Origin of the sequence: Pectobacterium atrosepticum (assembly GCA_019056595.1) — a bacterium.
Classification (GTDB): domain Bacteria; phylum Pseudomonadota; class Gammaproteobacteria; order Enterobacterales; family Enterobacteriaceae; genus Pectobacterium; species Pectobacterium atrosepticum.
In genome coordinates, this window is the sequence record CP036163.1 from 2,627,298 (window position 1) to 2,647,667 (window position 20,370).

General features: G+C 51.3%; 18 protein-coding genes. 6 read left to right on the forward strand and 12 right to left on the reverse strand.

Going from position 1 to position 20,370, the window contains the following annotated elements; all coding sequences use genetic code 11:
* The first annotated feature begins 258 nt into the window (after window positions 1-258).
* The 3 genes from DCX48_12615 to DCX48_12625 all read left to right on the forward strand — a co-directional run bounded on the left by DCX48_12615 (window position 259) and on the right by DCX48_12625 (window position 6,551).
* Window positions 259-1,929, forward strand: coding sequence for a methyl-accepting chemotaxis protein (locus tag DCX48_12615; protein QXE15285.1), 1,671 nt, complete (start codon window positions 259-261; stop codon window positions 1,927-1,929).
* A 709-nt stretch (window positions 1,930-2,638) separates the two neighbouring features.
* Window positions 2,639-4,309 carry a methyl-accepting chemotaxis protein gene (locus DCX48_12620; protein ID QXE15286.1) on the forward strand — a complete coding sequence of 557 codons (1,671 nt, stop codon included), beginning with the start codon at window positions 2,639-2,641 and terminating at the stop codon, window positions 4,307-4,309.
* Window positions 4,310-4,904: 595 nt separating this feature from the next.
* The gene (locus tag DCX48_12625; GenBank protein ID QXE15287.1) at window positions 4,905-6,551 is read left to right on the forward strand and encodes a methyl-accepting chemotaxis protein; all 1,647 of its coding nucleotides are present in this window, start codon (window positions 4,905-4,907) and stop codon (window positions 6,549-6,551) included.
* Between the two features lie 422 nt (window positions 6,552-6,973).
* Here DCX48_12625 and DCX48_12630 read toward each other — a convergent pair whose 3' ends face one another.
* From DCX48_12630 to DCX48_12655, 6 genes are all read right to left on the reverse strand, one after another.
* Complete coding sequence (locus tag DCX48_12630; protein ID QXE15288.1) at window positions 6,974-8,164, reverse strand: PLP-dependent aminotransferase family protein; 1,191 nt, start codon at window positions 8,162-8,164, stop codon at window positions 6,974-6,976.
* A gap of 29 nt (window positions 8,165-8,193) precedes the next feature.
* Complete coding sequence (gene livF, locus DCX48_12635) at window positions 8,194-8,895, reverse strand: high-affinity branched-chain amino acid ABC transporter ATP-binding protein LivF (GenBank protein ID QXE15289.1); 702 nt, start codon at window positions 8,893-8,895, stop codon at window positions 8,194-8,196.
* A 5-nt stretch (window positions 8,896-8,900) separates the two neighbouring features.
* A complete protein-coding gene (locus tag DCX48_12640; protein QXE15290.1) occupies window positions 8,901-9,671 on the reverse strand; it encodes an ABC transporter ATP-binding protein in 771 nt (256 codons plus the stop codon).
* The gene (locus DCX48_12645; protein QXE15291.1) at window positions 9,668-10,942 is read right to left on the reverse strand and encodes a high-affinity branched-chain amino acid ABC transporter permease LivM; all 1,275 of its coding nucleotides are present in this window, start codon (window positions 10,940-10,942) and stop codon (window positions 9,668-9,670) included. Before DCX48_12645 ends, DCX48_12640 begins: the two co-directional genes overlap by 4 nt.
* Window positions 10,939-11,865, reverse strand: a complete 927-nt coding sequence (gene livH / locus DCX48_12650) for a high-affinity branched-chain amino acid ABC transporter permease LivH (GenBank protein ID QXE15292.1) — start codon at window positions 11,863-11,865, stop codon at window positions 10,939-10,941. Before livH ends, DCX48_12645 begins: the two co-directional genes overlap by 4 nt.
* 156 nt (window positions 11,866-12,021) lie before the next feature.
* On the reverse strand, window positions 12,022-13,134 hold the full coding sequence (locus tag DCX48_12655; protein QXE15293.1) for a branched-chain amino acid ABC transporter substrate-binding protein: 1,113 nt from the start codon (window positions 13,132-13,134) through the stop codon (window positions 12,022-12,024).
* Between the two features lie 404 nt (window positions 13,135-13,538).
* Between DCX48_12655 and panM the strand changes: the two genes are divergently transcribed.
* A complete protein-coding gene (gene panM / locus DCX48_12660; protein QXE15294.1) occupies window positions 13,539-13,985 on the forward strand; it encodes an aspartate 1-decarboxylase autocleavage activator PanM in 447 nt (148 codons plus the stop codon).
* A gap of 89 nt (window positions 13,986-14,074) precedes the next feature.
* Here the strand turns inward: panM and rpoH are convergent, their stop codons facing one another.
* The 4 genes from rpoH to ftsY form a co-directional block, all read right to left on the reverse strand.
* Window positions 14,075-14,932 carry an RNA polymerase sigma factor RpoH gene (gene rpoH, locus DCX48_12665; GenBank protein ID QXE15295.1) on the reverse strand — a complete coding sequence of 286 codons (858 nt, stop codon included), beginning with the start codon at window positions 14,930-14,932 and terminating at the stop codon, window positions 14,075-14,077.
* A gap of 331 nt (window positions 14,933-15,263) precedes the next feature.
* Window positions 15,264-16,232 (reverse strand): cell division protein FtsX, encoded by a 969-nt coding sequence (gene ftsX / locus DCX48_12670; GenBank protein ID QXE15296.1) that lies wholly within the window; start codon window positions 16,230-16,232, stop codon window positions 15,264-15,266.
* The gene (gene ftsE / locus DCX48_12675) at window positions 16,222-16,893 is read right to left on the reverse strand and encodes a cell division ATP-binding protein FtsE (protein ID QXE15297.1); all 672 of its coding nucleotides are present in this window, start codon (window positions 16,891-16,893) and stop codon (window positions 16,222-16,224) included. The genes ftsX and ftsE overlap by 11 nt, the downstream gene beginning before the upstream one ends.
* A 5-nt stretch (window positions 16,894-16,898) precedes the next feature.
* Window positions 16,899-18,308: a signal recognition particle-docking protein FtsY gene (gene ftsY, locus DCX48_12680; protein ID QXE15298.1), complete on the reverse strand. Its 1,410-nt coding sequence runs from the start codon at window positions 18,306-18,308 to the stop codon at window positions 16,899-16,901.
* Window positions 18,309-18,657: 349 nt separating this feature from the next.
* Here ftsY and rsmD point away from each other — a divergent pair, with 349 nt between their 5' ends.
* Together rsmD and DCX48_12690 are read left to right on the forward strand one after the other, a co-directional pair.
* Window positions 18,658-19,233 carry a 16S rRNA (guanine(966)-N(2))-methyltransferase gene (gene rsmD, locus DCX48_12685; GenBank protein ID QXE15299.1) on the forward strand — a complete coding sequence of 192 codons (576 nt, stop codon included), beginning with the start codon at window positions 18,658-18,660 and terminating at the stop codon, window positions 19,231-19,233.
* A gap of 26 nt (window positions 19,234-19,259) precedes the next feature.
* Complete coding sequence (locus DCX48_12690) at window positions 19,260-19,538, forward strand: DUF1145 family protein (GenBank protein ID QXE15300.1); 279 nt, start codon at window positions 19,260-19,262, stop codon at window positions 19,536-19,538.
* 3 nt (window positions 19,539-19,541) lie between these two features.
* On the opposite strand, the gene DCX48_12695 is transcribed toward DCX48_12690, so the two are convergent.
* Together DCX48_12695 and DCX48_12700 are read right to left on the reverse strand one after the other, a co-directional pair.
* On the reverse strand, window positions 19,542-19,901 hold the full coding sequence (locus DCX48_12695; GenBank protein ID QXE15301.1) for a DUF2500 domain-containing protein: 360 nt from the start codon (window positions 19,899-19,901) through the stop codon (window positions 19,542-19,544).
* Window positions 19,901-20,221 (reverse strand): DUF1820 family protein, encoded by a 321-nt coding sequence (locus DCX48_12700; protein QXE15302.1) that lies wholly within the window; start codon window positions 20,219-20,221, stop codon window positions 19,901-19,903. Before DCX48_12700 ends, DCX48_12695 begins: the two co-directional genes overlap by 1 nt.
* Window positions 20,222-20,370 lie beyond the last annotated feature (149 nt).

A 20,370-nucleotide genomic window follows, 5' to 3' on the forward strand; every position in this document is an offset into this window, starting at 1 on the left:
CCTCTCCCAGTTTACGTTCACATCTCTTCACCGCCAGCCCCCAACGCACGACGCTTTCTGTTTTTTTCATCATCGTGAGCCTGCCCGCAGCAGCAAGAATTAAAATCAATGTTTTCCCAAAAAATGCCGATATTCCAGTATGGACTGGTTAGTTATTCATCAAAGGGATCGGGGACCGCGCCAGCACATTGCTTTCTTAGCACAAAAGAAAAATCAGCTTAATAACAATAAATATTGTCAATAAGTCATGAGGATAACATGCAGCGTACAAAAAAAATGAAACTGGGTACCCAGGTTGGTTCAGGGTTTGCCATTGTTATTATTATCGGCCTATTGGTGGCCATCTTCGGTAGAACGCATCTGGTTGGCCTCGGGAATACGACTGACAACCTTGCCAAAAACCATCTTGCCAATCTTATCGTGCTGCAAGAATTGAAAGACAACCTGAACGTGACGATCAAAGCCACTTTGCGCATGCTTATCACAACGGAAAAAAAGGTTCTGGAGGACAATCAAAAACTGATTGAAACCACGAGCGCCAGAAACGCAAAGCTAGTCACTCAACTGGAAGAAAATTTACAAGCAAAAGAGGTTCGCAATATTCTGGGTGAACTTCAGCAAAATCGTACTGAATTTGCCACCGTGGGCCGTCAGTCCGTTGCCCTGTCGCTCAACAATAAACAGGCAGAATCCATCGAGTTAGTCAGAACCCAGCTTGAGCCGATACAAACCAAGCTTTTTAACAACCTGAACACGATGATTCAGTTGCAGAAAGACTACACCACGCAAACCGCAACCAATGCGATTGAAGAGTCCTACTATGATGGCAATTCACTGCTGATACTGGCTGGCATCGCCTCATTGATCGGTGTGTGCATCGCCTGGCTGATTACTCGTCACATCAAGAAGCAATTGGGTGGTGAACCCGCCTATGCCACGCAGGTAACGCAGGAAATCGCGCAGGGCAATCTCGCTATACCGATTGAACTGGCGGCAGGCGACACGAGCAGCCTGTTGTCTGCGATGAATCACATGCGCAAAAGTCTGGGTGGTATTGTTGAGCAGGTGCGTGAAAGCAGTGAATCTATCGCGACCGGTGCAGGCCAGATCGCCGCAGGCAGCACCGATCTCAGCCAGCGTACGGAAGAACAGGCGGCTAACCTGCAACAAACCGCAGCCTCCATGGAAGAAATGAGCCAAACCGTACGCCAGAACTCAGATACCGTACGTAACGCCGCTCAGCTGGCACAGGCCGCGAGCAATACCGCCGCTAAAAGCGGTGAAGCTGTCAGCAATATCGTTGTCACCATGAAAGAGATCAGCGATAGCTCGCACAAAATTGGCGACATCATCAGCGTTATCGACGGTATCGCCTTCCAGACCAACATTCTGGCGCTCAACGCCGCAGTAGAAGCCGCACGAGCAGGTGAGCAAGGCCGTGGTTTTGCCGTGGTAGCAGGTGAAGTTCGCTCGCTGGCACAGCGCTCCGCAACTGCCGCCAAAGAGATTAAAGAGCTGATCGGCCACAGCGTTGAGAAAGTCGAGGTGGGTTCCGTACTGGTCAGCGATGCGGGAACGACAATCGAAGAATTGGTACGTCAGGCGCGCCACGTTGCCGATCTGATCAACGAAATTGGCGTCACCACACAGGAGCAAGAATCCGGCGTTTCGCAGATTCATGATGCCATCACTCAGCTCGATCAGGTCACACAGCAGAATGCGGCACTTGTTGAGCAATCCACATCCGCCGCCGATAGTCTGAGCGATCAGGCTGCTCATCTGGTAGAACTGATGAAAGTCTTCATTGTTGAAAGCGGGTCGTCACAGCGCACCGCGCCAGAGTTGAAAAGACCCTCCAGTGCAAAGCTTTCTCTCGCAAGCCCTAAAGGCAGAACAAAAAGCGACAGCCAAAACTGGGAAACCTTTTAACGATTAGTAGTAAAAAGAAACGTAAAACCGCTGATCGCTCAGCGGTTTTTTTATTCATTTCTAACCTGAACTCTTCACATCAGCGTTCAGTACTTTTCCGCCACGCGTTGAAGAAACTGGCTACTATTTTCAATAGGAAGAGGCAATTAATAAAAATTAATAATTGGCTTTATATTAATAGAGATTGAATAAAATCAATAAAAAACCAAAACAATGTCAGTCTGCGATTATAAAACCATCAAATATATGATGGTAAAAACATCATCTTGTTCAAAAAAAGCAATGAATAAAAAACAAACACTTCTTTATGGTTGAATAAATAGGCAAAAAATCATAGCTGCAACGTTTATTAGCATAACTGTCAATTTAGCATTACAGCAGGGCATCAGTTTATTCCCTTCTTAATCCATAGAGATATTGCGGCTTTTACCGCCGCCTCTTATACTCCTGCGCCATCGTTTCTCTCTTATTACTCGATGCTCCTCCGCACCAGACACGGCCATCACTTAGCGAAGTGCATGACAGGTACCAGTAAACGCGGAATACGTTTATAGCCTAAAGGAAATGGGCAATGATTGAAGGAAAGGATTTACCTAAAATCGTAACGCCACGGTATTCGCAAAATAAATACGTTTTCGCAACGTCGATTTCACATAAATAGCATGCCAGTACTCACCATATTCGTTCTCAACGTATAATTAGGGACACAATGAATCTCATCAAAAATAGCAGCCTGGGTAAAATGCTAGGGACTGGCTTTACTCTGGTCATCGCCATCGGTTTTCTGGTAGCGATATTTGGTCGTATCCAGTTAGACAAGCTCGGGGAAAACATCCAGGTGCTGTCGCAGGTCCGTATTACCAACCTCCTGATGATGCAAGAGTTTAAAGACAACATAAACACCAACGCGATCGCCGTCAGAAACCTGACGATGCAGGAAGACGATCGGCTAGTGCAGGAAGAGAAAACGCGTATCGAGGAGATGATCTCCCGCAATAACGCGTTACTCTCGAAAATACATGACAGTACCGCCGAGAAACATGCTCAGGAATTGGTCGCCGAACTCCAGCGCGTACGCCCGGCCTATAGCAGCAGCATGGCAAACGCCATCACGCTGGCAATGGCGAACAAGAACAGTGAAGCTCAAAATCTGTTATTAACAGACGTGCGGGCTAAGCAAGATGCTGTTTTCAAGGCCCTGAATGATATGGTCAACTGGCAAGAGAAGCTCACCGTTGAAATCGCCGACCAGTCTTTAAAAAACGCCACTAACGCGGGCTCGCTGATGGTCATCATCGCCCTGCTTTCTGTGGCGCTGGGAGCGATGATCTCATGGTGGATCACCCGAACTATTAAACGTCAGCTCGGGGGAGAACCCGCCTACACGCTGGAAGTGACACGTCAGGTTGCACAGGGGAATCTGGCCGTTACGATTGAACTGCGCGACGGAGACACCACCAGCGTACTCGCAGCGATGGAAGATATGCGTCAAAACCTGAGTAACCTTGTCGGTCAGGTGCATCAGAGTAGCGAATCGATCGCCACAGGCGCGACACAGATTGCGATGGGCAACACCGATCTGAGCCAACGTACAGAAGAACAGGCCGCGAATCTTCAGGAAACCGCCGCCTCTATGGAACAAATGAATACCACGGTGAAGCAGAATGCGGCAACCGTGCGCACCGCAACGGAGTTAGCCCATTCCGCCAGCACCACGGCGCAGAAAGGCGGCGATGCGGTCAGTAACGTTGTGCGTACCATGGAAGATATCACCGCCAGTTCGCGTAAGATCGGCGATATTATCGGTGTCATTGACGGCATTGCCTTTCAGACTAACATTCTGGCGCTCAACGCCGCCGTTGAAGCGGCCAGAGCTGGCGAACAAGGTCGTGGCTTTGCCGTGGTCGCGGGCGAAGTACGCTCTCTGGCACAGCGCTCCGCCTCTGCCGCACGTGAAATCAAAGATCTGATTAGCGTGAGCGTCGCCAACGTGGAAATGGGTGAGAAGCAGGTTAACGACGCGGGTATCACCATCAAAGAAATCGTCGAGAAGTCTCAGCACGTTGCTAACCTGCTCAATGAGATCGGTTTGACCACGCACGAGCAAGAACAGGGCGTTGCTCAAGTCAATGATGCTGTGAATCAGCTCGATCAGGTGACCCAACAGAACGCCGCACTGGTTGAAGAATCCGCCTCCGCCGCCGATAGCCTGAGCCAACAGGCCAGAACGCTGCTGGAATTAATGGGTGTTTTCAAACTCAACGGTATCCAGACTAAAGCGCCACGGCTGACGTCACAAGTGAAGCAGCCGACAGCGCCAAGGCTGGCTCTGGCAGGCAAATCAGGCCGCACAAGCAGTGATAATTGGGAAACCTTTTAACGAGCGTGACCGATCGATAGCATCCTTCGGTCTCTTACCGTAAAAAAAGCCGCTGAATTCTCAGCGGCTTTTTTATGATATCGGGGTAGAAAAAAATAAATAACAAGGTTAAAAAATCGACATTAATTAATAAATGTCACAATTGAAAATAATAAATTACAAAAAAATAAACGATAAGAAAAGGATCTAATCCTTATTGGGTACTTCTCTATTGATTAATATTTATTACCCATCTTAGTTGCTATAAGAAAATAATATTAATCACCCGGGCAATGAATAAATTAAGGGATTTTGTTACGTTTATTCCGCCATCAATATACTACGTTATTGTCTACACTTCATTTGTCATTCCCTTGGCCTGTAAATATTCTCAACAGGTATTCCCGATAGGTATGAAAGCGACGACCATTCCCTTCGCCAAGGCAGCGATTGGAGCATAAACGTCGCCAGCATTCCTGTATCGGAGAAACACTGGGAGATAAGCGGAATGATGAAAGCAATGGAGTTCGTGGGGGAAATCGCGTCTGTACATCACCCCTAACATAAAATAACGACACCTGCCGTGTCAGACTTCAATAAATAAAAAAGGAATATCATGAAGAATATGAGTTTGGGAAAAATGTTAGGAACAGGCTTTACGCTAATTATCGTTATTGGATTCTTAGTCGCCATATTGGGCCGCGTTCAGTTAGAAAAACTTGGGGGAAACATTCAGATTCTGTCACAGATGCGTATTACCAATCTTCTGCTCATGCAGGAAGTTAAAGACAACGTCAACATAGCGGCACGCTCTATCAGAAATATTGCACTTCTGACCGACCAACAACAAATGAAGGTGGAAAAAGATCGCATTGAGCAAACCATCGCACGTAATAGCGATTTGCTCGTGCAAATACGTAAAAATGCAGTAAATGACGAGGCTAAAACGTTGCTCGCCACGCTGGATCAGGCTCGCCCGGCCTATACCAACAGCATGAAAAAAGCCATCGACCTGGCTATGTCCAACGAACACGACGCATTTCGCAATTTTCTGCTGACGGAAGTGCGTACCACGCAAGCAAGCGTATTCGACATTCTGGATAAAATGGTTGGAATGCAAAAACAACTGACCGTCACGCTCGCCAATGAATCCGAGAATAATGCGTTACACGCTGGCACCCTAATGTTGATCATCGCGTTGTGTTCTGCCCTGTTGGGAGGCGTTGTTGCCTGGTGGATCACCCGGAAAATCAAACGCCAACTGGGTGGAGAACCCGCTTATACGCTGGAGATTACCCGTCAAGTTGCACAAGGGAATCTTGCCATCGCCATTGAACGGCGCGATGGAGACACCACCAGCGTTCTCGCTGCAATGGAGGAAATGCGCCAAAGCCTGAGCAATATCGTCGGACAAGTCCATCAAAGCAGCGAATCTATCGCCACGGGAGCCAACCAGATTGCGATGGGCAACACCGATCTCAGTCAGCGCACGGAAGAACAGGCCGCCAACCTTCAGGAAACCGCTGCCTCTATGGAAGAGATGAACACCACGGTTAAGCAGAATGCCGATACCGTGCGCACCGCTGCACAGCTCGCCAACTCGGCCAGTGCCGCAGCCCGTAAAGGAGGCGATGTCGTCAGCAACGTTGTGCGGACCATGGAAGAGATCACCGCGAGTTCACGTAAAATCGGCGATATTATCGGCGTAATAGACGGTATTGCTTTCCAGACCAATATTCTGGCACTCAACGCCGCCGTCGAAGCCGCACGAGCAGGGGAACAGGGACGCGGGTTCGCGGTCGTTGCCGGAGAAGTTCGCTCACTCGCTCAACGTTCCGCTTCTGCTGCGCGTGAAATCAAAGACCTGATTGGCATCAGCGTAGGAAAAGTGGAAACGGGTGGTCTGTTGGTTAACGAAGCAGGGGTGACCATAGCAGAAGTCGTGGATCAGTCGCAGCGCGTCGCCAACCTTATCAATGAGATCGGCCTGACCACGCATGAGCAGGAACAGGGCGTTTCCCAGGTCAATGATGCGGTGAATCAGCTCGATCAGGTAACCCAACAAAATGCCGCACTGGTTGAAGAATCCGCCTCTGCCGCAGACAGCCTGAGCCAACAGGCCAGAAATCTGGTTGAGTTGATGGGCGTGTTCAAAATCGACGGTATCCAGACACAACGAGCCGCACCGCCAGTGGCTACGCTGTCTAGACCGAAATTAGCGTTAGCTGGTAATTCGAGTAACACAAACTGGGAAACCTTTTAACCCACGTCACTTTTCGGTACAACTGGTAAAAAGCCGCCCTCCAGGGCGGCTTTTGGCTAAACTTTTTTACCCAACGGCATCAATTGAATCGTCGCCATCAGTGCCGCGGTAAAAAACATGACTATTGATAACAAATCAGGGGCATAGAACCACGATGTGTACGCGATGTGTACCTCTGAGTTATTTAAAGCACATAAAACTGCATGAATTAAATGTATTCCCATTGAGAGCTCCTTTTAAAAAATGGAAGCGGTCGAATCTGTAGCCGCAAATTCATTTTACGCCCATGAGGAAGGGGGGGCGAAATCGCACACCTTTGCTCCCATACAACGTCTCAATGACCAAGAACCGTTGCCTACATACAAAAAAGCCGCTGAAATATCAGCGGCTTTTTACATCAACGGGTTGCTTGCTATCGGCGATTACAACGCACGGCGTAGGCGAGCGACTGCTTCATGCATTTGCTCATCCGTTGCGGTCGCAAAGGACAGACGCAGCGTTGAGTAGTCGATGTTGTCTGGGAAGAAGAATTCGCCCGGCACAAAGACAACGCCTTGTTCCAGCGTCTTTTTCAGCCATTCCGTCGTGTTGAAATCGTCCTGACGGAACTTCGCCCACAGGAACATCCCACCTTTCGGCTGGTTAAAGGTGATCACATCACCCAGTTCCTTCTCGACCAGCTGTGCCAGCAGTTCGCCTTTATGCTTATAAGCGTGGCGAATTTTCTCGATCTGCGTCTCCAAACGTCCCAGCCCCAGATAGCATTCTGCGACGGTCTGCGACAGTGCGCTAGCGTGCAGGTCAGCGGCCTGTTTGATAATCGCCACCTTGTGCAACAGCCAATCCGGCAGAATCGCCCAACCAAGACGCAGACCCGGAGCCAACACTTTCGAGAACGTGGAGGTATACAGCACGTATTCCGTGCTGCCCAGTTTATCCTGCGCCAGCTGGAACAGCGTCGGGTTACGCTCATCAGTGAAACGCAATTCGCCATAGGGATCGTCTTCGATAATGACAAAACCGTAGCGCTCCGCCAGTTGAACCAATTGCAGGCGACGTTCATAACTCAGCGTAACACCGCTCGGATTACCGAAATTCGGGACAATATAAACGCCCTTGATGCGCTGTTTCTTCAGCAGCTCTTCCAGCTCATCAACCACAATGCCGTTGGCATCGGACGATACAGACATCACATTCGCCTGCGCCAGTTCCAGCGTTTGCAGCGCTGCCAGATAAGTCGGGCGTTCAACGACGAACACATCACCGGGATCGATCATCGAGCGCATAATCAAGTCCAGCGCCTGCTGCGAACCTGCCGTCACGACAATGTCGTCGCCGCGTGTTTTTACGCCACGCACAGCACACAGCTCAGCAATGCGATCGCGCAACACGCCACTGCCTTCGGTTAAGCCATACTGGAATGCCGTTTTTGGCTGTTCGGTAATTGCTAACTGCGTGGCCTGACTTAAGCCTTCGAAATCAAACAATGCATCTGACGGAATCCCACCAGCCAGCGAGATAATATTTTCCATCTTGCTGTGTTTCAGCAGTTCACGGATGGCGGAACTTTTTAACTGAGCGATGCGGTGCGCTAACAACCCTTCAATGGCCATGTATTCTTAACCTTTCAACAAAACTTCAATTATCCGCCCAGATAGGCCGAACGTACCGCTTCATTAGCTAACAATGCCGCACCGGTATCTTCCAACACGATATGACCATTTTCAAGTACATAACCCCGGTCAGCCAGTTTCAGCGCCTGATTGGCATTTTGCTCTACCAGGAAGATGGTCATCCCCTCTTCGCGCAATTGCTGGATCGTATCAAAAATTTGCAGAATGATAATCGGTGCCAGCCCCAGCGACGGCTCGTCCAGCAGCAGCAAACGCGGCTGGCTCATCAGCGCACGGCCTATCGCCAGCATCTGCTGCTCACCGCCGGACATGGTGCCGGAACGCTGGGCGCGTCGCTCATGCAGACGAGGGAACAGATCGTAGACGCGCGCAATGCGCTCCTGATACTGATCGCGCTCGGCAAAGAACCCACCCATCGCCAAATTTTCTTCTACCGTCATACGGGAAAAGACGCGACGGCCTTCCGGCACAATCGCGATAGCTTCGCGCATAATCTGCGCCGTCTGCCAGTGAGTGATGTCCTTACCGTCAAACGTAATGGAACCTTCCGACGCGCGCGGATCGCCGCACAGCGTGCCCAGCAGCGTCGTTTTACCGGCACCGTTCGCACCGATCAACGTGACAATCTCGCCCTGATTAATATGCAGGCTAACCTGATGCAGCGCCTGAATTTTTCCGTAGTGGGCGGAAACCTGATGTAATGACAGCATAAACGTTATCCTTCACCCAGATATGCACGAATGACATCTGGGTTGTTACGAATTTCAGCTGGAGTGCCTTGTGCCAGCGGCGTTCCCTGATTGACGACATAAATCCGGTCAGAAATCCCCATTACCAGCTTCATATCATGTTCAATCAACAACACGGACACCTGATGGCTATCGCGCAGTTCCGCAATCAGCTGATTTAACTCGTCCGTTTCTTTCGGGTTCAAACCTGCCGCCGGCTCATCGAGCATCAACAGCTCAGGTCGCGTCACCATGCAGCGGGCAATTTCCAGACGGCGCTGCTGACCGTAAGCCAGATTCCCCGCCTGACGGTTCGCTAAATCCAGCAGGCCGATACGCTCCAGCCACACCGCGGCACGCGCTTGCGCATCCGCTTCCGCACGACGAAAGCCCGGCGTTTTCAACAGCCCGGCAAACACGCCGCTTTTCAGGTGTTGATGCTGCGCGACCAGCAGGTTCTCGATCACCGTCATTTCACGGAAGAGGCGAACGTGCTGGAACGTGCGCACCACGCCCATGCGGGCAATGGCCTGTCCGGGTAACCCTTCCAGATGACGATCGCGCAGCATGATGGTGCCACCACTCGGGCGATAAAAACCGGTCAGGCAGTTAAAGACCGTCGTTTTCCCCGCCCCATTCGGGCCGATCAGCGAGACAATTTCGCCAGCATGAATGTCCATTTCAACATTGTTGACCGCCAGCAGGCCGCCAAAACGCATCATCAGACCTCTGACTGATAATAGTGGCTGCGTGCTCATGCTTGATCTTCCTTCTTCGCGACTTTCAGCTTCATCTCAGGACGCTTCATCGGCAGCAGGCCTTGCGGACGCCAAATCATCATCAGAACCATCAATGCACCCAGCAACAGCATGCTGTATTCATTCAGGTCGCGCATCAGTTCGCGGGACACCACCAACAGGATCGCGGCGAGGATGACCGCAAACTGCGAGCCCATTCCGCCCAACACAACAATAGCCAACACAAAGGCAGACTCAGCAAACGTGAACGATTCCGGACTAACAAATCCCTGACGCGCGGCAAACAGCGTACCGGCAAACCCAGCAAACGCGGCGCTGATGGTAAAGGCGGTCAGCTTGATGCGCGTTGGGCTCAGGCCCAGAGAACGACAGGCGATTTCGTCATCACGCAGCGCTTCCCAGGCGCGTCCCAGCGGCATCCGCAGCAGGCGGTTAATCACAAACAGGGTTAATATGACCAACAGCAGCGCGACCAGATACAGGAAGATAATGCGGTCGCTGGGGTCGTATTGCAGACCGAAGAAATTATGGAACGTATCCCAACCGCCATCGCGGGCGTTGCGGCCAAACTCCAGACCAAAGAAGGTCGGTTTAGGGATCTGGCTGATGCCGTTCGGACCACCGGTAATTTCGGTATTATTCAACAGCAGGATACGGACAATTTCGCCGAACCCAAGCGTCACAATCGCCAGATAATCACCGCGCAAACGCAGCACAGGGAACCCTAGCAGGAAGCCAGACAGCGCCGCCGCCATGCCCGCCAGCGGCAAACTTTCCCAGAAGCCCAATCCGTAATAGTGATTCAGCAGTGCATAGGTATACGCGCCAATGGCGTAAAACCCGCCGTAGCCCAAGACCAGCAGACCAGACAGGCCAACCACAACGTTCAAACCCAAGCCCAGCATCACGTAAATCAGCGTGAGGGTGGCGATATCTACCGTACCGCGCGAGACCAGAAACGGCCAAGCGATAGCAGCGATAATCAACGCCGCCGCGACTATCTTCTGTCGTGCCGTACTGCCATCAAAACTCGGCAGCACCAGTGACGGTGCGGAAAATTTCTTGATGCTTTGTTGGAAAAAGGGGCGAATCAACTGGAAGAAGAACACCACGATGCAGCCCGCACCAATCCAATACCAGCGAACTTCACCGGCACCGTGCACTACCAGTTTGGTGCCATCCAGCGACAGTTGCATGCCCATTAAAAACGAGGCCAGCACCAGCAGCATGAACGCGGAAACCAACGCATTAAGCAGGTTGAGCTGTTTCATACTTTCTCAACCTCCGGGCGACCCAGAATGCCGGTTGGCATCACCAGCAGCACCACAATCAGCAGCGCAAATGACACCGCATCTTTGTATTCCGTGCTCAGGTAAGCGGACGTCAGCGCTTCGGCTACACCCAAGACCAGCCCGCCGATCATCGCGCCAGGAATACTGCCAATCCCGCCCAGAACGGCAGCCGTAAAGGCTTTCATCCCAGCCATGAAGCCGATATAGGGGTTGATTACGCCGTAAAATTGTCCCAACAGCACGCCTGCAACAGCAGCCATAAGCGCACCAATGACGAATGTCAGTGAGATAACGCGATCGGTGCTGATACCCAGCAGGCTTGCCATTTTCAGGTCTTCAGCACAGGCGCGGCAGGCGCGTCCCATACGGGAATAGCGAATAAATAGCGTCAGCGCCAGCATGGCAAGGAACGTAACAATCCAGATGGTCAACTGCATGGTGCTAATGGTGGCCGCAAAGCCATTGCTTTCGCCCAACACCCACTGGCCGGTCACCAGACTCGGCAGCGCAACATCACGCGAGCCCTGATTCAGGCTGACGTAGTTTTGCAGGAAAATCGACATCCCGATGGCAGAAATCAGTGCAATCAGACGTTTTGACGTTCGCACGGGGCGGTAGGCTACCCGTTCGATACTCCAGCCGTAGGCGCTGGAAATCACCACCGCAGCAACGAAGGCGACACTAATCAGGAGCCAGCCAGCATCGATGCCCATCATCATCAGGGCCGCAATAACAATAAAGGAGACATAGCTACCGATCATATAAACCTCGCCGTGCGCGAAGTTAATCATGCCGATAATGCCGTAAACCATGGTGTAGCCAATGGCGATCAGCGCATAGGTGCTGCCCAACGTTAGGCCGTTGAACATCTGCTGAAGAAAGTAGAGGAACTGCTCGGACATACCTTAACCTTAAATGCCGCCCCCGCGCCTTGCGGCAACGGGGGCTTCGGTATTGAGGGATAGTAGTGGTACACACTCAGAAAGCGGAAAATGTTCTCCACGCCGAAGGGGCAGGCAGCGGTACATTCACCCGCTTCTGCCTCCCCTGCATGATGATTATTTCACTGCGCTGGAAGTACCGTCTTTGTGCCACTCAAATACGCCAAATTCAAACCCTTTCAGGTCGCCTTTTGCATCCCAGCTTAATGGTCCCATTACGGTATCCACAGATTTCGCTTTCAGATCCGCGACCAGTTTTTCCGGCTCATCGCTACCAGTACGTGTCATCGCGGTGGTCAGTGATTGCAGCGCAGCGTAGGTCGTCCAGACGAACGGGCCTGTTGGGTCCAGTTTCTTGGCCTTCAGCGCATCTACAATCGGTTGGTTAGCAGGAACCTGATCGTAACGCTTAGGCAGCGTCACCAGCATGCCTTCAGAGGCATCGCCTGCGATGTTAGACAGCGAAGAGTTACCCACGCCTTCCGGGCCCATGAATTTGGTTGTCATACCAGCCTGACGAGCCTGACGCAGAATCTGTCCCATTTCTGGGTAGTAGCCGCCGAAATAAACGAAATCGACGTTCTCTTTCTTCAGACGCGCAACCAGCGTAGAGAAATCTTTATCACCCGCCGTCACACCTTCAAACAGCACAACATTCGCACCGGCTTTTTTCAGGCTATCCTGAACAGAGCGGGCCAGACCTTCACCATATTGCTGCTTGTCATGAACCACGGCGATACGCTGAGGTTTGATGGTTTCGACAATGTATTTTGCTGAGGTTGGCCCCTGATCGGAATCCAGCCCCGTCGTGCGCATCACCATTTTATAGCCGCGCGTGGTCAAATCGGCATTGGTTGCCGCAGGCGTAATCATGATCACGCCTTCTTCTTCATAGATATCAGACGCAGGCTGCGTGGAGGAGGAACACAGATGGCCAATCACATAACGGATACCGTCATTGATGACTTTGTTCGCTACGGCAACCGCCTGCTTAGGGTCGCACGCGTCATCATATTCAACGCCAACCAGTTTGTTGCCGTTTACGCCGCCTTTTGCGTTGATATCGGCAATAGCCTGACGCGCGCCAATGAACTCCATATCTCCATATTGCGCAACGGGCCCAGACATTGCGCCAACAACCGCAACCTTAATATCGGCAGCGCTGACCGCATGGCTAAACGCCGCAGCCATACAACCCATCAGCAATACTTTACCTTTACTGAATTTCATTTTTTTTACCCCATCTGTCATTATGGATATTGCCGAAAACCTGACCGCCTTCTGCCATAACCTGCTATTTTCTTATAAGTAAGAAAGGCTTAGGTTATTATTAGTAATGTTTTCTAATAAGGCTTTATTTTTCATATTATTAAACAGGAGTTTTATGCTGCAAATCAACTCACCCTGTCAGAAACAAGCGGAGCAAACAGCACAAAACACCAGATGTAAAAACCAGTATTCAATTTATATATAGTCAGATATTCTACTTTATGCATTAATTGTTGATGGATTACTCGAAAAACAAAGAATGAGAAAAACATTTGCTCTATTAACCATAACGCTCAAATTACACAACTGTTCCACTACAAGACAACTACATTATTCTTCACTCACATGATGGAGTGCCGATAAAAATGAAACTAACCATTGAATGCCTCACCCAGTTCAGCCCTCAGGATAAAATTGATCTGGCGAAAATTTGGCCGCATCAGAACATTGATTTACTCGAAGAAGGGCTCACGCTCGATCAGCGGTTATTCGCCGCCCGTTTTAACGATCGACTGTTAGGTGGTGTGCTGGTCGAAATTGAAGGGGAATATGCGGAACTGAGCGATCTGATGGTGCGAGAAGTCACGCGGCGACGTGGCGTAGGGCAACTTTTGATTGATGAAGCGCGTCGCCAGCTTCCTGAGGTTAAAGAATGGTGGTTGGCAACGGCCGATCATGCTTCGATCAAAGAGGAAGTGCTGGCGCGATTTATGGTGTCTTGCGGCTTCTCACCCGTATCCGGCGGCTGGCGCTATATTCGCAGAAAAGAAACGCCGCTGATTCTTGACGAACTCAACCCAGAGAAACCATAAACACATCTCTACGGCCTGACTTTCACGTTGGACAAAAACAAAACGACCGGGCATTACCCGGTCGCTACAGAAAGAGACGATGAGAGCGATTACGCTTCTATCGCCGCTCGCAGTTTTTTCATCGCATTCTTTTCTAACTGACGCACACGCTCTGCGGAAACACCGTATTGGTCGGCCAGTTCCTGCAAGGTGGATTTGTTGTCATCATCCAGCCAGCGGGCGCGAATAATGTGCTGGCTACGTTCATCCAGCCCTTCCAGCGCATAGGTGAGCTTATCGGCCGCATGCGTATCCCAGTTGTCCTCTTCAATGCCATCGGCAAAGTCAGACGATTTATCCTGTAGGTAAAGCATTGGCGACATCGCTTTGCCGTCGTGCGAGTCCTCTTCCGGCGTCGGATCGAAGGTCATGTCCTGCGCCGCCATGCGAGATTCCATCTCGCGCACGTCTTTAGTGGTTACACCAAGTTCACGCGCTACCAGTTCGACTTCATCCTGGTTAAACCAACCGAGGCGTGTTTTCGCCTTCCGCAGGTTAAAGAACAACTTACGCTGTGCTTTAGTGGTAGCTACCTTCACGATACGCCAGTTACGCAGCACGTATTCATGAATTTCTGCCTTGATCCAATGCACGGCGAAAGAAACCAGACGCACGCCAACTTCAGGGTTGAAGCGACGTACCGCTTTCATCAGGCCGATATTCCCTTCCTGAATCAGGTCCGCCTGCGGCAGGCCGTAGCCGGAATAGTTACGGGCAACGTGAATAACAAAACGCAGGTGTGAAAGAATCAGGTGCTTAGCAGCCTCCAGATCGCCCTGATAATGCAGTCGTTCAGCCAGCGCCCGCTCTTCCTCCGCCGTCAGCATCGGATAGGCATTGGCGGCACGAATATACCCTTCCAGACTGCCCTGGGGAACTAAGGTGAAAGTTTGCATATCTTTGGTCATTCAACCCTCTCTGTTACTCTACTCGTCATATTGCAGTCAGCTATCTTAGCACTGCTTCGCCGCATCGTTTTGCGCGAAAATGGCAAAATGCGGCACCTTTAAGCGTATTTATTGAAACCTTAAAATCTGTTTATTCAGACTGTGATTTCGCTCGCAAGTTCCTATCATTTTATTCACCTGATGCCAGAGATCAAGCAGGAGACGAACAAGACGTTAACGCACAAGAAACCAAGGGAAAAACACAGCGGAAAGTGCAAATAAGAGATGTCGCTGAGGAGGTTTCCCCTGCAATACGGTCTGAATTACAGGGGATAATTATACCAGAAAACGCTTACTGTGGTGTAAAACGGCGTAAATGTTGCACTGTTGCCAGCCAGGCGGCAAGCCAGCCAATCATGCCAGCGATGAGCAGTAGCAGCAGGGACTCGTCCCAGCTCAACCCTTTGACGGCAAACGTCGTACCGAAAACAGCAGCAACCTGTGCCACCACCGCATCCAGCTTCCAGACCAGCGCCTGCGATAAAATCAGCGACAGCACCGCCCCGCCCACGCCCATTGCAGCTCCGCCATTCAGGAACGGACGCAGAATAAAGCCGTCCGTCGCACCAATCAACTTCATCACGTTGATGGTTTCACGGCGACTGAAAATACTCAGACGCACGCTGTTGCCGATCACCAAAAAGACAGCAACAACCATCAGGACGCCAATCATGGCGGAAATTTGCCCAACCAGATTAGTTAGCGCCACCAGACGAGCAAACCAGCTGTCGTCCATTCGAACTTCATCAACGCCCTGCGTCGATGCCACGCGATCGCGCAACGTTGTCAGCGTGGTGGAATCCTGAAAACTCATTTTTGGCGTAATGATTGCCACCGCGGGTAACGGGTTTTCTTCCAGCATATCCAGCGCGCCGCCAAAACCGGACCAGTTGCGGAATTCGCCCATCGCCTCATTGCGCGACAGGTAATTAACTTTATCGACGCCATCTTCAGATTGAAGCTGCGTGATAACCGCCTGCGCCGCGTTGTCATCCAGCGATTTATCCAGATACACCGTCAGTTGAGGCGATGGATACCACTGTGTTGCAGCCTGACTGACGTTTTTCCACACCAGATAGCAGATGCTGGGCAGCGCCAGCGAGATAGCGATAACCATCACGGTCAGAAAGGTGGCCAGCGGCTGGCGCAGCATATCAGCCAGCGTATTTGTCCAGGCATAGCGCCATTGTTCCTGCCAACCGCCGCGCAGTGCTTTCGCTTTTGCGACAGGCTTTTTCGCATTACGGACGTTATTTGCCATCGTGGTTTCCCCCCACCATGCGGCCATCCGACAACGTCAGCACACGGTAATTACGGCGAGCGATCAGCCCGGTATCATGCGTCGCCATCAGGACAGTGACGCCGACGCGATTGAACTCTTCAAACAGGCGCAAAATGTCTTCTGACAACGCTTCGTCCAGATTGCCCGTCGGCTCATCCGCCAGCAACACGGCGGGTTTATTCACCACAGCGCGTGCAATACCCACGCGCTGTTGCTCACCACCGGACAGCTGGATAGGATAATTCTTCGCTTTATCCAGCAGGCCAACCTTGTCCAGCGCGGCCGATACCCGACGACGAATGTCCTCACTGCTGGCGCCCGCGATAATGAGCGGCATCGCGACGTTGTCATAGACCGTGCGCTCCATCAACAGGTGGTGATCCTGAAAAATCATGCCGATCTGACGCCGTAAGAACGGGACTTCGCGTTTTTTCAGGCGGCTAATATTGTGACCGCCAAACAAAATCTGACCCGCGCTGGGACGTTCAATACCACAAATCAGTTTCAGCAGAGTGCTCTTCCCTGCGCCGGAATGGCCGGTCAGGAACGCCATTTCCGCTGGGCGCAGATGGAAATCCACCCCTTGCAATGCCTGACGCCCACCGAGGTAAGCTTTACTGACCTGTTCAAAACGAATCATCCGTTTTAATCCTCTCGGGCAAAAAGTGCCTCAATAAAATCGTCGGCCTTGAATGGCCGTAAATCTTCAATGCCTTCACCTACCCCAATATAGCGGATAGGAATAGCAAACTGGTCGGCAATGGCGAAAATCACCCCGCCTTTCGCGGTCCCGTCCAGCTTAGTCAAGGTAATGCCTGTCAGGCCAACTGCTTCATTAAACAGCTTGGCCTGACTCACTGCGTTCTGTCCGGTGCTCGCATCCAGCGTCAGCATAACTTCATGCGGCGCGTCTTCGTCCAGCTTCTTCATCACGCGCACAATCTTTTTCAGCTCTTCCATCAGGTACGCTTTGTTCTGCAAGCGACCTGCGGTATCCGCGATCAGGACATCCACGCCGCGCGCTTTCGCTGCCTGAATTGCATCGAAAATCACCGATGCCGAATCCGCCCCTGTGTGCTGCGCTATCACCGGCACGTTATTGCGCTGTCCCCAGACCTGAAGCTGCTCGACTGCTGCTGCACGGAAGGTGTCACCCGCCGCCAGCATCACAGATTTGCCCTGTGCCTGGAACTGGCGTGCCATTTTACCGATGGTGGTGGTTTTACCCACGCCATTAACGCCAACCATCAGAATGACATACGGCGTTTTGCCTTCGATATTCAGCGGGACGTCCACCTTAGCAAGAATCTCTGCCATTTCTTCTTTCAGCTTAACAAAAAGCGTATCAGCATCTTTCAGTTGGCGGCGACTGGCGTGCTCCGTCAGGCTGTCGATGATCTTACGGGTGGTCTCGACCCCGACATCCGCAATCAGCAGTTGCTCTTCCAGTTCATCAAACAGATCGTCGTCGATTTTCTTACCGCGAAACAATCCGATAAATCCGGAACCGAGATTCTCACGCGTTTTTACCAGACTGCGCTTCAGGCGAGCGAAGAAACCTTCTTTCGTCGGGCGTTCTTGCTCTTGCACAACGACTGGAACGTCGTCCTGTTGCTCATTTTCCTGTTCTTCGTACTGTTCTTCTTGCTGCGCAGCATCCAGCGCCTCGTCAACCACCGTCGCGTTCTCTGCGATCTCAACCTGCACGATCGGATCGGTGATATCCCGATCGAGTACGTCATGATCGATCGGTTCACGATCGTCTGCCGCAACGGTAACCTCATGCTCGGCGACTGATGGAGCCAGTTCTTCCGCTTCAACCTTTATCTTTTCTTCAGCTACTATCTTTTCTTCAACGACAGATTCTTCCGGCAGCGGTTGCGCTACGAGCTCCGGCGTAGGCTCAACGGTCTGGTGAGTCGATGCGGCGGCATCCGATTCACCAGCGGGCGCATCGTCAACGACCGGCTTCTCCTGCGGCTGCTCTTGTTGTTTTTCTTCCTGTTTCCCAAGTCCCAGCCAGGAAAAAAAACCGCGCTTCTTTTCTTTTGACATGTGTAATCGCGCTCCACGCTGCTCACCGCAGCGAATCAATCAATGAAAATCATATTTAAACAACAAGTTTAACACTTTCCTGCCGACAGCAACACGCAGCCAACGGGAGCAATGACAGACAATTCTCCGTGCTACCGACAATCTTCGTAACGAAAGGCAATGTCCGTTACGAAGTGTGTCAAACGCCGCGAGTGATCGAAAGGTCGCAGACAGCACAAAATTTTGGCTTAAGCACTTTAACGTCCATCTTAACATTCCCTCTACACGCAACCGCCGCTAGAATAGCGCCAGAAATTTCCTGCCCGCATCCACACCATGATGATGCGGCACAACAATAACCCTGTGAGCTATGGCTAAAAAAAATGCATCGTCAGCCGCCGGACAAATCCGAATCATCGGTGGTCAATGGCGCGGCAGAAAACTTCCGGTTCCTGATAGCCCCGGTTTACGTCCCACTACCGACCGTGTACGTGAAACGTTATTTAACTGGCTAGCCCCCGTCATTCAGCAGGCTCGCTGTCTGGACTGCTTTGCTGGCAGCGGGGCGCTCGGTCTGGAAGCCTTATCTCGTTATGCTGCCCATGCCACATTATTGGAGATGGAGCGTGCAGTCGCCCAGCAATTAACGCAGAATTTGGCACTGCTTCGGGCGGAAAACGCCGAGGTGGTCAATACTGATGCCCTGAGTTGGCTGGCGAAGCCGGGCACGCCGTTTGACGTCGTGTTTCTCGATCCGCCGTTCCGCAAAGAGCTGCTGAATAACACGCTTGCTCTGCTGGAACAACAGGGCTGGCTGGCACCAGACGCGTGGATTTACGTGGAAACAGAAGCGGAAAATGCGCAGTTGACCATCCCGGAGAATTGGCAGTTGCACCGTGAAAAGATTGCGGGTCAGGTAGCCTACCGTTTGTACATCCGTCAGTGATCTTTGCAGCAACGTAAGGGTAAGAGATGATTTTGATTAACCTTGGCAGATTATTGATGCTGGGCGTGTGGGGATTTCTGTTGCTTAACCTGATTCAGCCGTTTCCCAAGCCGTTGAATATCTTCATGACCGTGGCGATGGTGTTTATGATCCTGATGCATGGTTTTCAACTGCTGCTGTTAAAATCCAGTCAGCCGAAGGACAGCCCACCGCTGGGCCGGGCGCTTCAGGCGCGTATTTTCCTTTTTGGCGTGTTTGAACTACTGGCGTGGCAGAAAAAGCAACCGAAGCCACCGAAGCCGTAACCGCTACTTCTGCTGGGGCACAAAGCGAATAAAGCGCGTGCCCTTTAGCTGCAACGATCCCTGCATACCGGTATCAAGCTGGTGATAATCTGCGTTTTCGAGGCGTAGCGTGATAGTCGCGCTGCCAGCAATTGGCCTGAACGTGACTTCATACAGCATATCCTCCACGACCATCACCTGATGCTCACGCGCACGCCGACGAGTACGGGGAAATTCGCGTTTGTGTTTCACCTCTGCGGCCACAATACGCAGCGGAGCCGCATCATTCTTCGCTTCCCGATGACGTTGGCGTCGATACTGCCCCGCCGCCAGCACTAAAATAGCGCCAACGGCCAAAGCCAACAGCCAGGGAAAATCATGCATCAGGGTTTCTTGCCGGGAAGATAAGGGAACGCGGTAACGTTATCGCCTAAATCAGAAATACGGGCACTGCCTTTTTCCGTCACGGCATCAATACGAATAATCGCCTGTAGAGGGATAAAACTGCGGCTAACGCCGGAGAATTCCGTTTTCAGTTTCTCGGTTGACGGGTCAACCAATACCGTAGATTGGCTATCAAACACAAAATCGGCAATTTCAATAAAACCGAACAGATTACCCTGAACCAACTCACGCACGTAAAGCTGGTAATTCTTACCGTTATTTATAAATTGAATACGATAAAGTGCAGATTCATTACTCATTCAACACAATGCTCCCTTCAGAGACTTCACGGCGTGAAAACGGGCGATAACATAACATGAAGATCACGAAAGGCGCATCCGTCTCGCACCGTGTTGTTTAACTTCCTCACAATCCCCTACACTAAATAAAGAACGGTTTATTTTTATCC

Coding starts and splice junctions, on each gene's coding strand:
- rsmD (QXE15299.1), top strand. CDS start 18,658: ATGGCTAAAAAAAATGCATCGTCAGCCGCCGGACAAATCCGAATCATC.
- DCX48_12690 (QXE15300.1), top strand. CDS start 19,260: ATGATTTTGATTAACCTTGGCAGATTATTGATGCTGGGCGTGTGGGGA.
- DCX48_12620 (QXE15286.1), top strand. CDS start 2,639: ATGAATCTCATCAAAAATAGCAGCCTGGGTAAAATGCTAGGGACTGGC.
- livF (QXE15289.1), bottom strand. CDS start 8,895: ATGCTGTCATTACATCAGGTTTCCGCCCACTACGGAAAAATTCAGGCG.
- DCX48_12615 (QXE15285.1), top strand. CDS start 259: ATGCAGCGTACAAAAAAAATGAAACTGGGTACCCAGGTTGGTTCAGGG.
- DCX48_12655 (QXE15293.1), bottom strand. CDS start 13,134: ATGAAATTCAGTAAAGGTAAAGTATTGCTGATGGGTTGTATGGCTGCG.
- rpoH (QXE15295.1), bottom strand. CDS start 14,932: ATGACCAAAGATATGCAAACTTTCACCTTAGTTCCCCAGGGCAGTCTG.
- ftsY (QXE15298.1), bottom strand. CDS start 18,308: ATGTCAAAAGAAAAGAAGCGCGGTTTTTTTTCCTGGCTGGGACTTGGG.
- DCX48_12700 (QXE15302.1), bottom strand. CDS start 20,221: ATGAGTAATGAATCTGCACTTTATCGTATTCAATTTATAAATAACGGT.
- DCX48_12645 (QXE15291.1), bottom strand. CDS start 10,942: ATGAAACAGCTCAACCTGCTTAATGCGTTGGTTTCCGCGTTCATGCTG.
- DCX48_12630 (QXE15288.1), bottom strand. CDS start 8,164: ATGGCCATTGAAGGGTTGTTAGCGCACCGCATCGCTCAGTTAAAAAGT.
- livH (QXE15292.1), bottom strand. CDS start 11,865: ATGTCCGAGCAGTTCCTCTACTTTCTTCAGCAGATGTTCAACGGCCTA.
- DCX48_12695 (QXE15301.1), bottom strand. CDS start 19,901: ATGCATGATTTTCCCTGGCTGTTGGCTTTGGCCGTTGGCGCTATTTTA.
- DCX48_12625 (QXE15287.1), top strand. CDS start 4,905: ATGAAGAATATGAGTTTGGGAAAAATGTTAGGAACAGGCTTTACGCTA.
- ftsX (QXE15296.1), bottom strand. CDS start 16,232: ATGGCAAATAACGTCCGTAATGCGAAAAAGCCTGTCGCAAAAGCGAAA.
- DCX48_12640 (QXE15290.1), bottom strand. CDS start 9,671: ATGAGCACGCAGCCACTATTATCAGTCAGAGGTCTGATGATGCGTTTT.
- ftsE (QXE15297.1), bottom strand. CDS start 16,893: ATGATTCGTTTTGAACAGGTCAGTAAAGCTTACCTCGGTGGGCGTCAG.
- panM (QXE15294.1), top strand. CDS start 13,539: ATGAAACTAACCATTGAATGCCTCACCCAGTTCAGCCCTCAGGATAAA.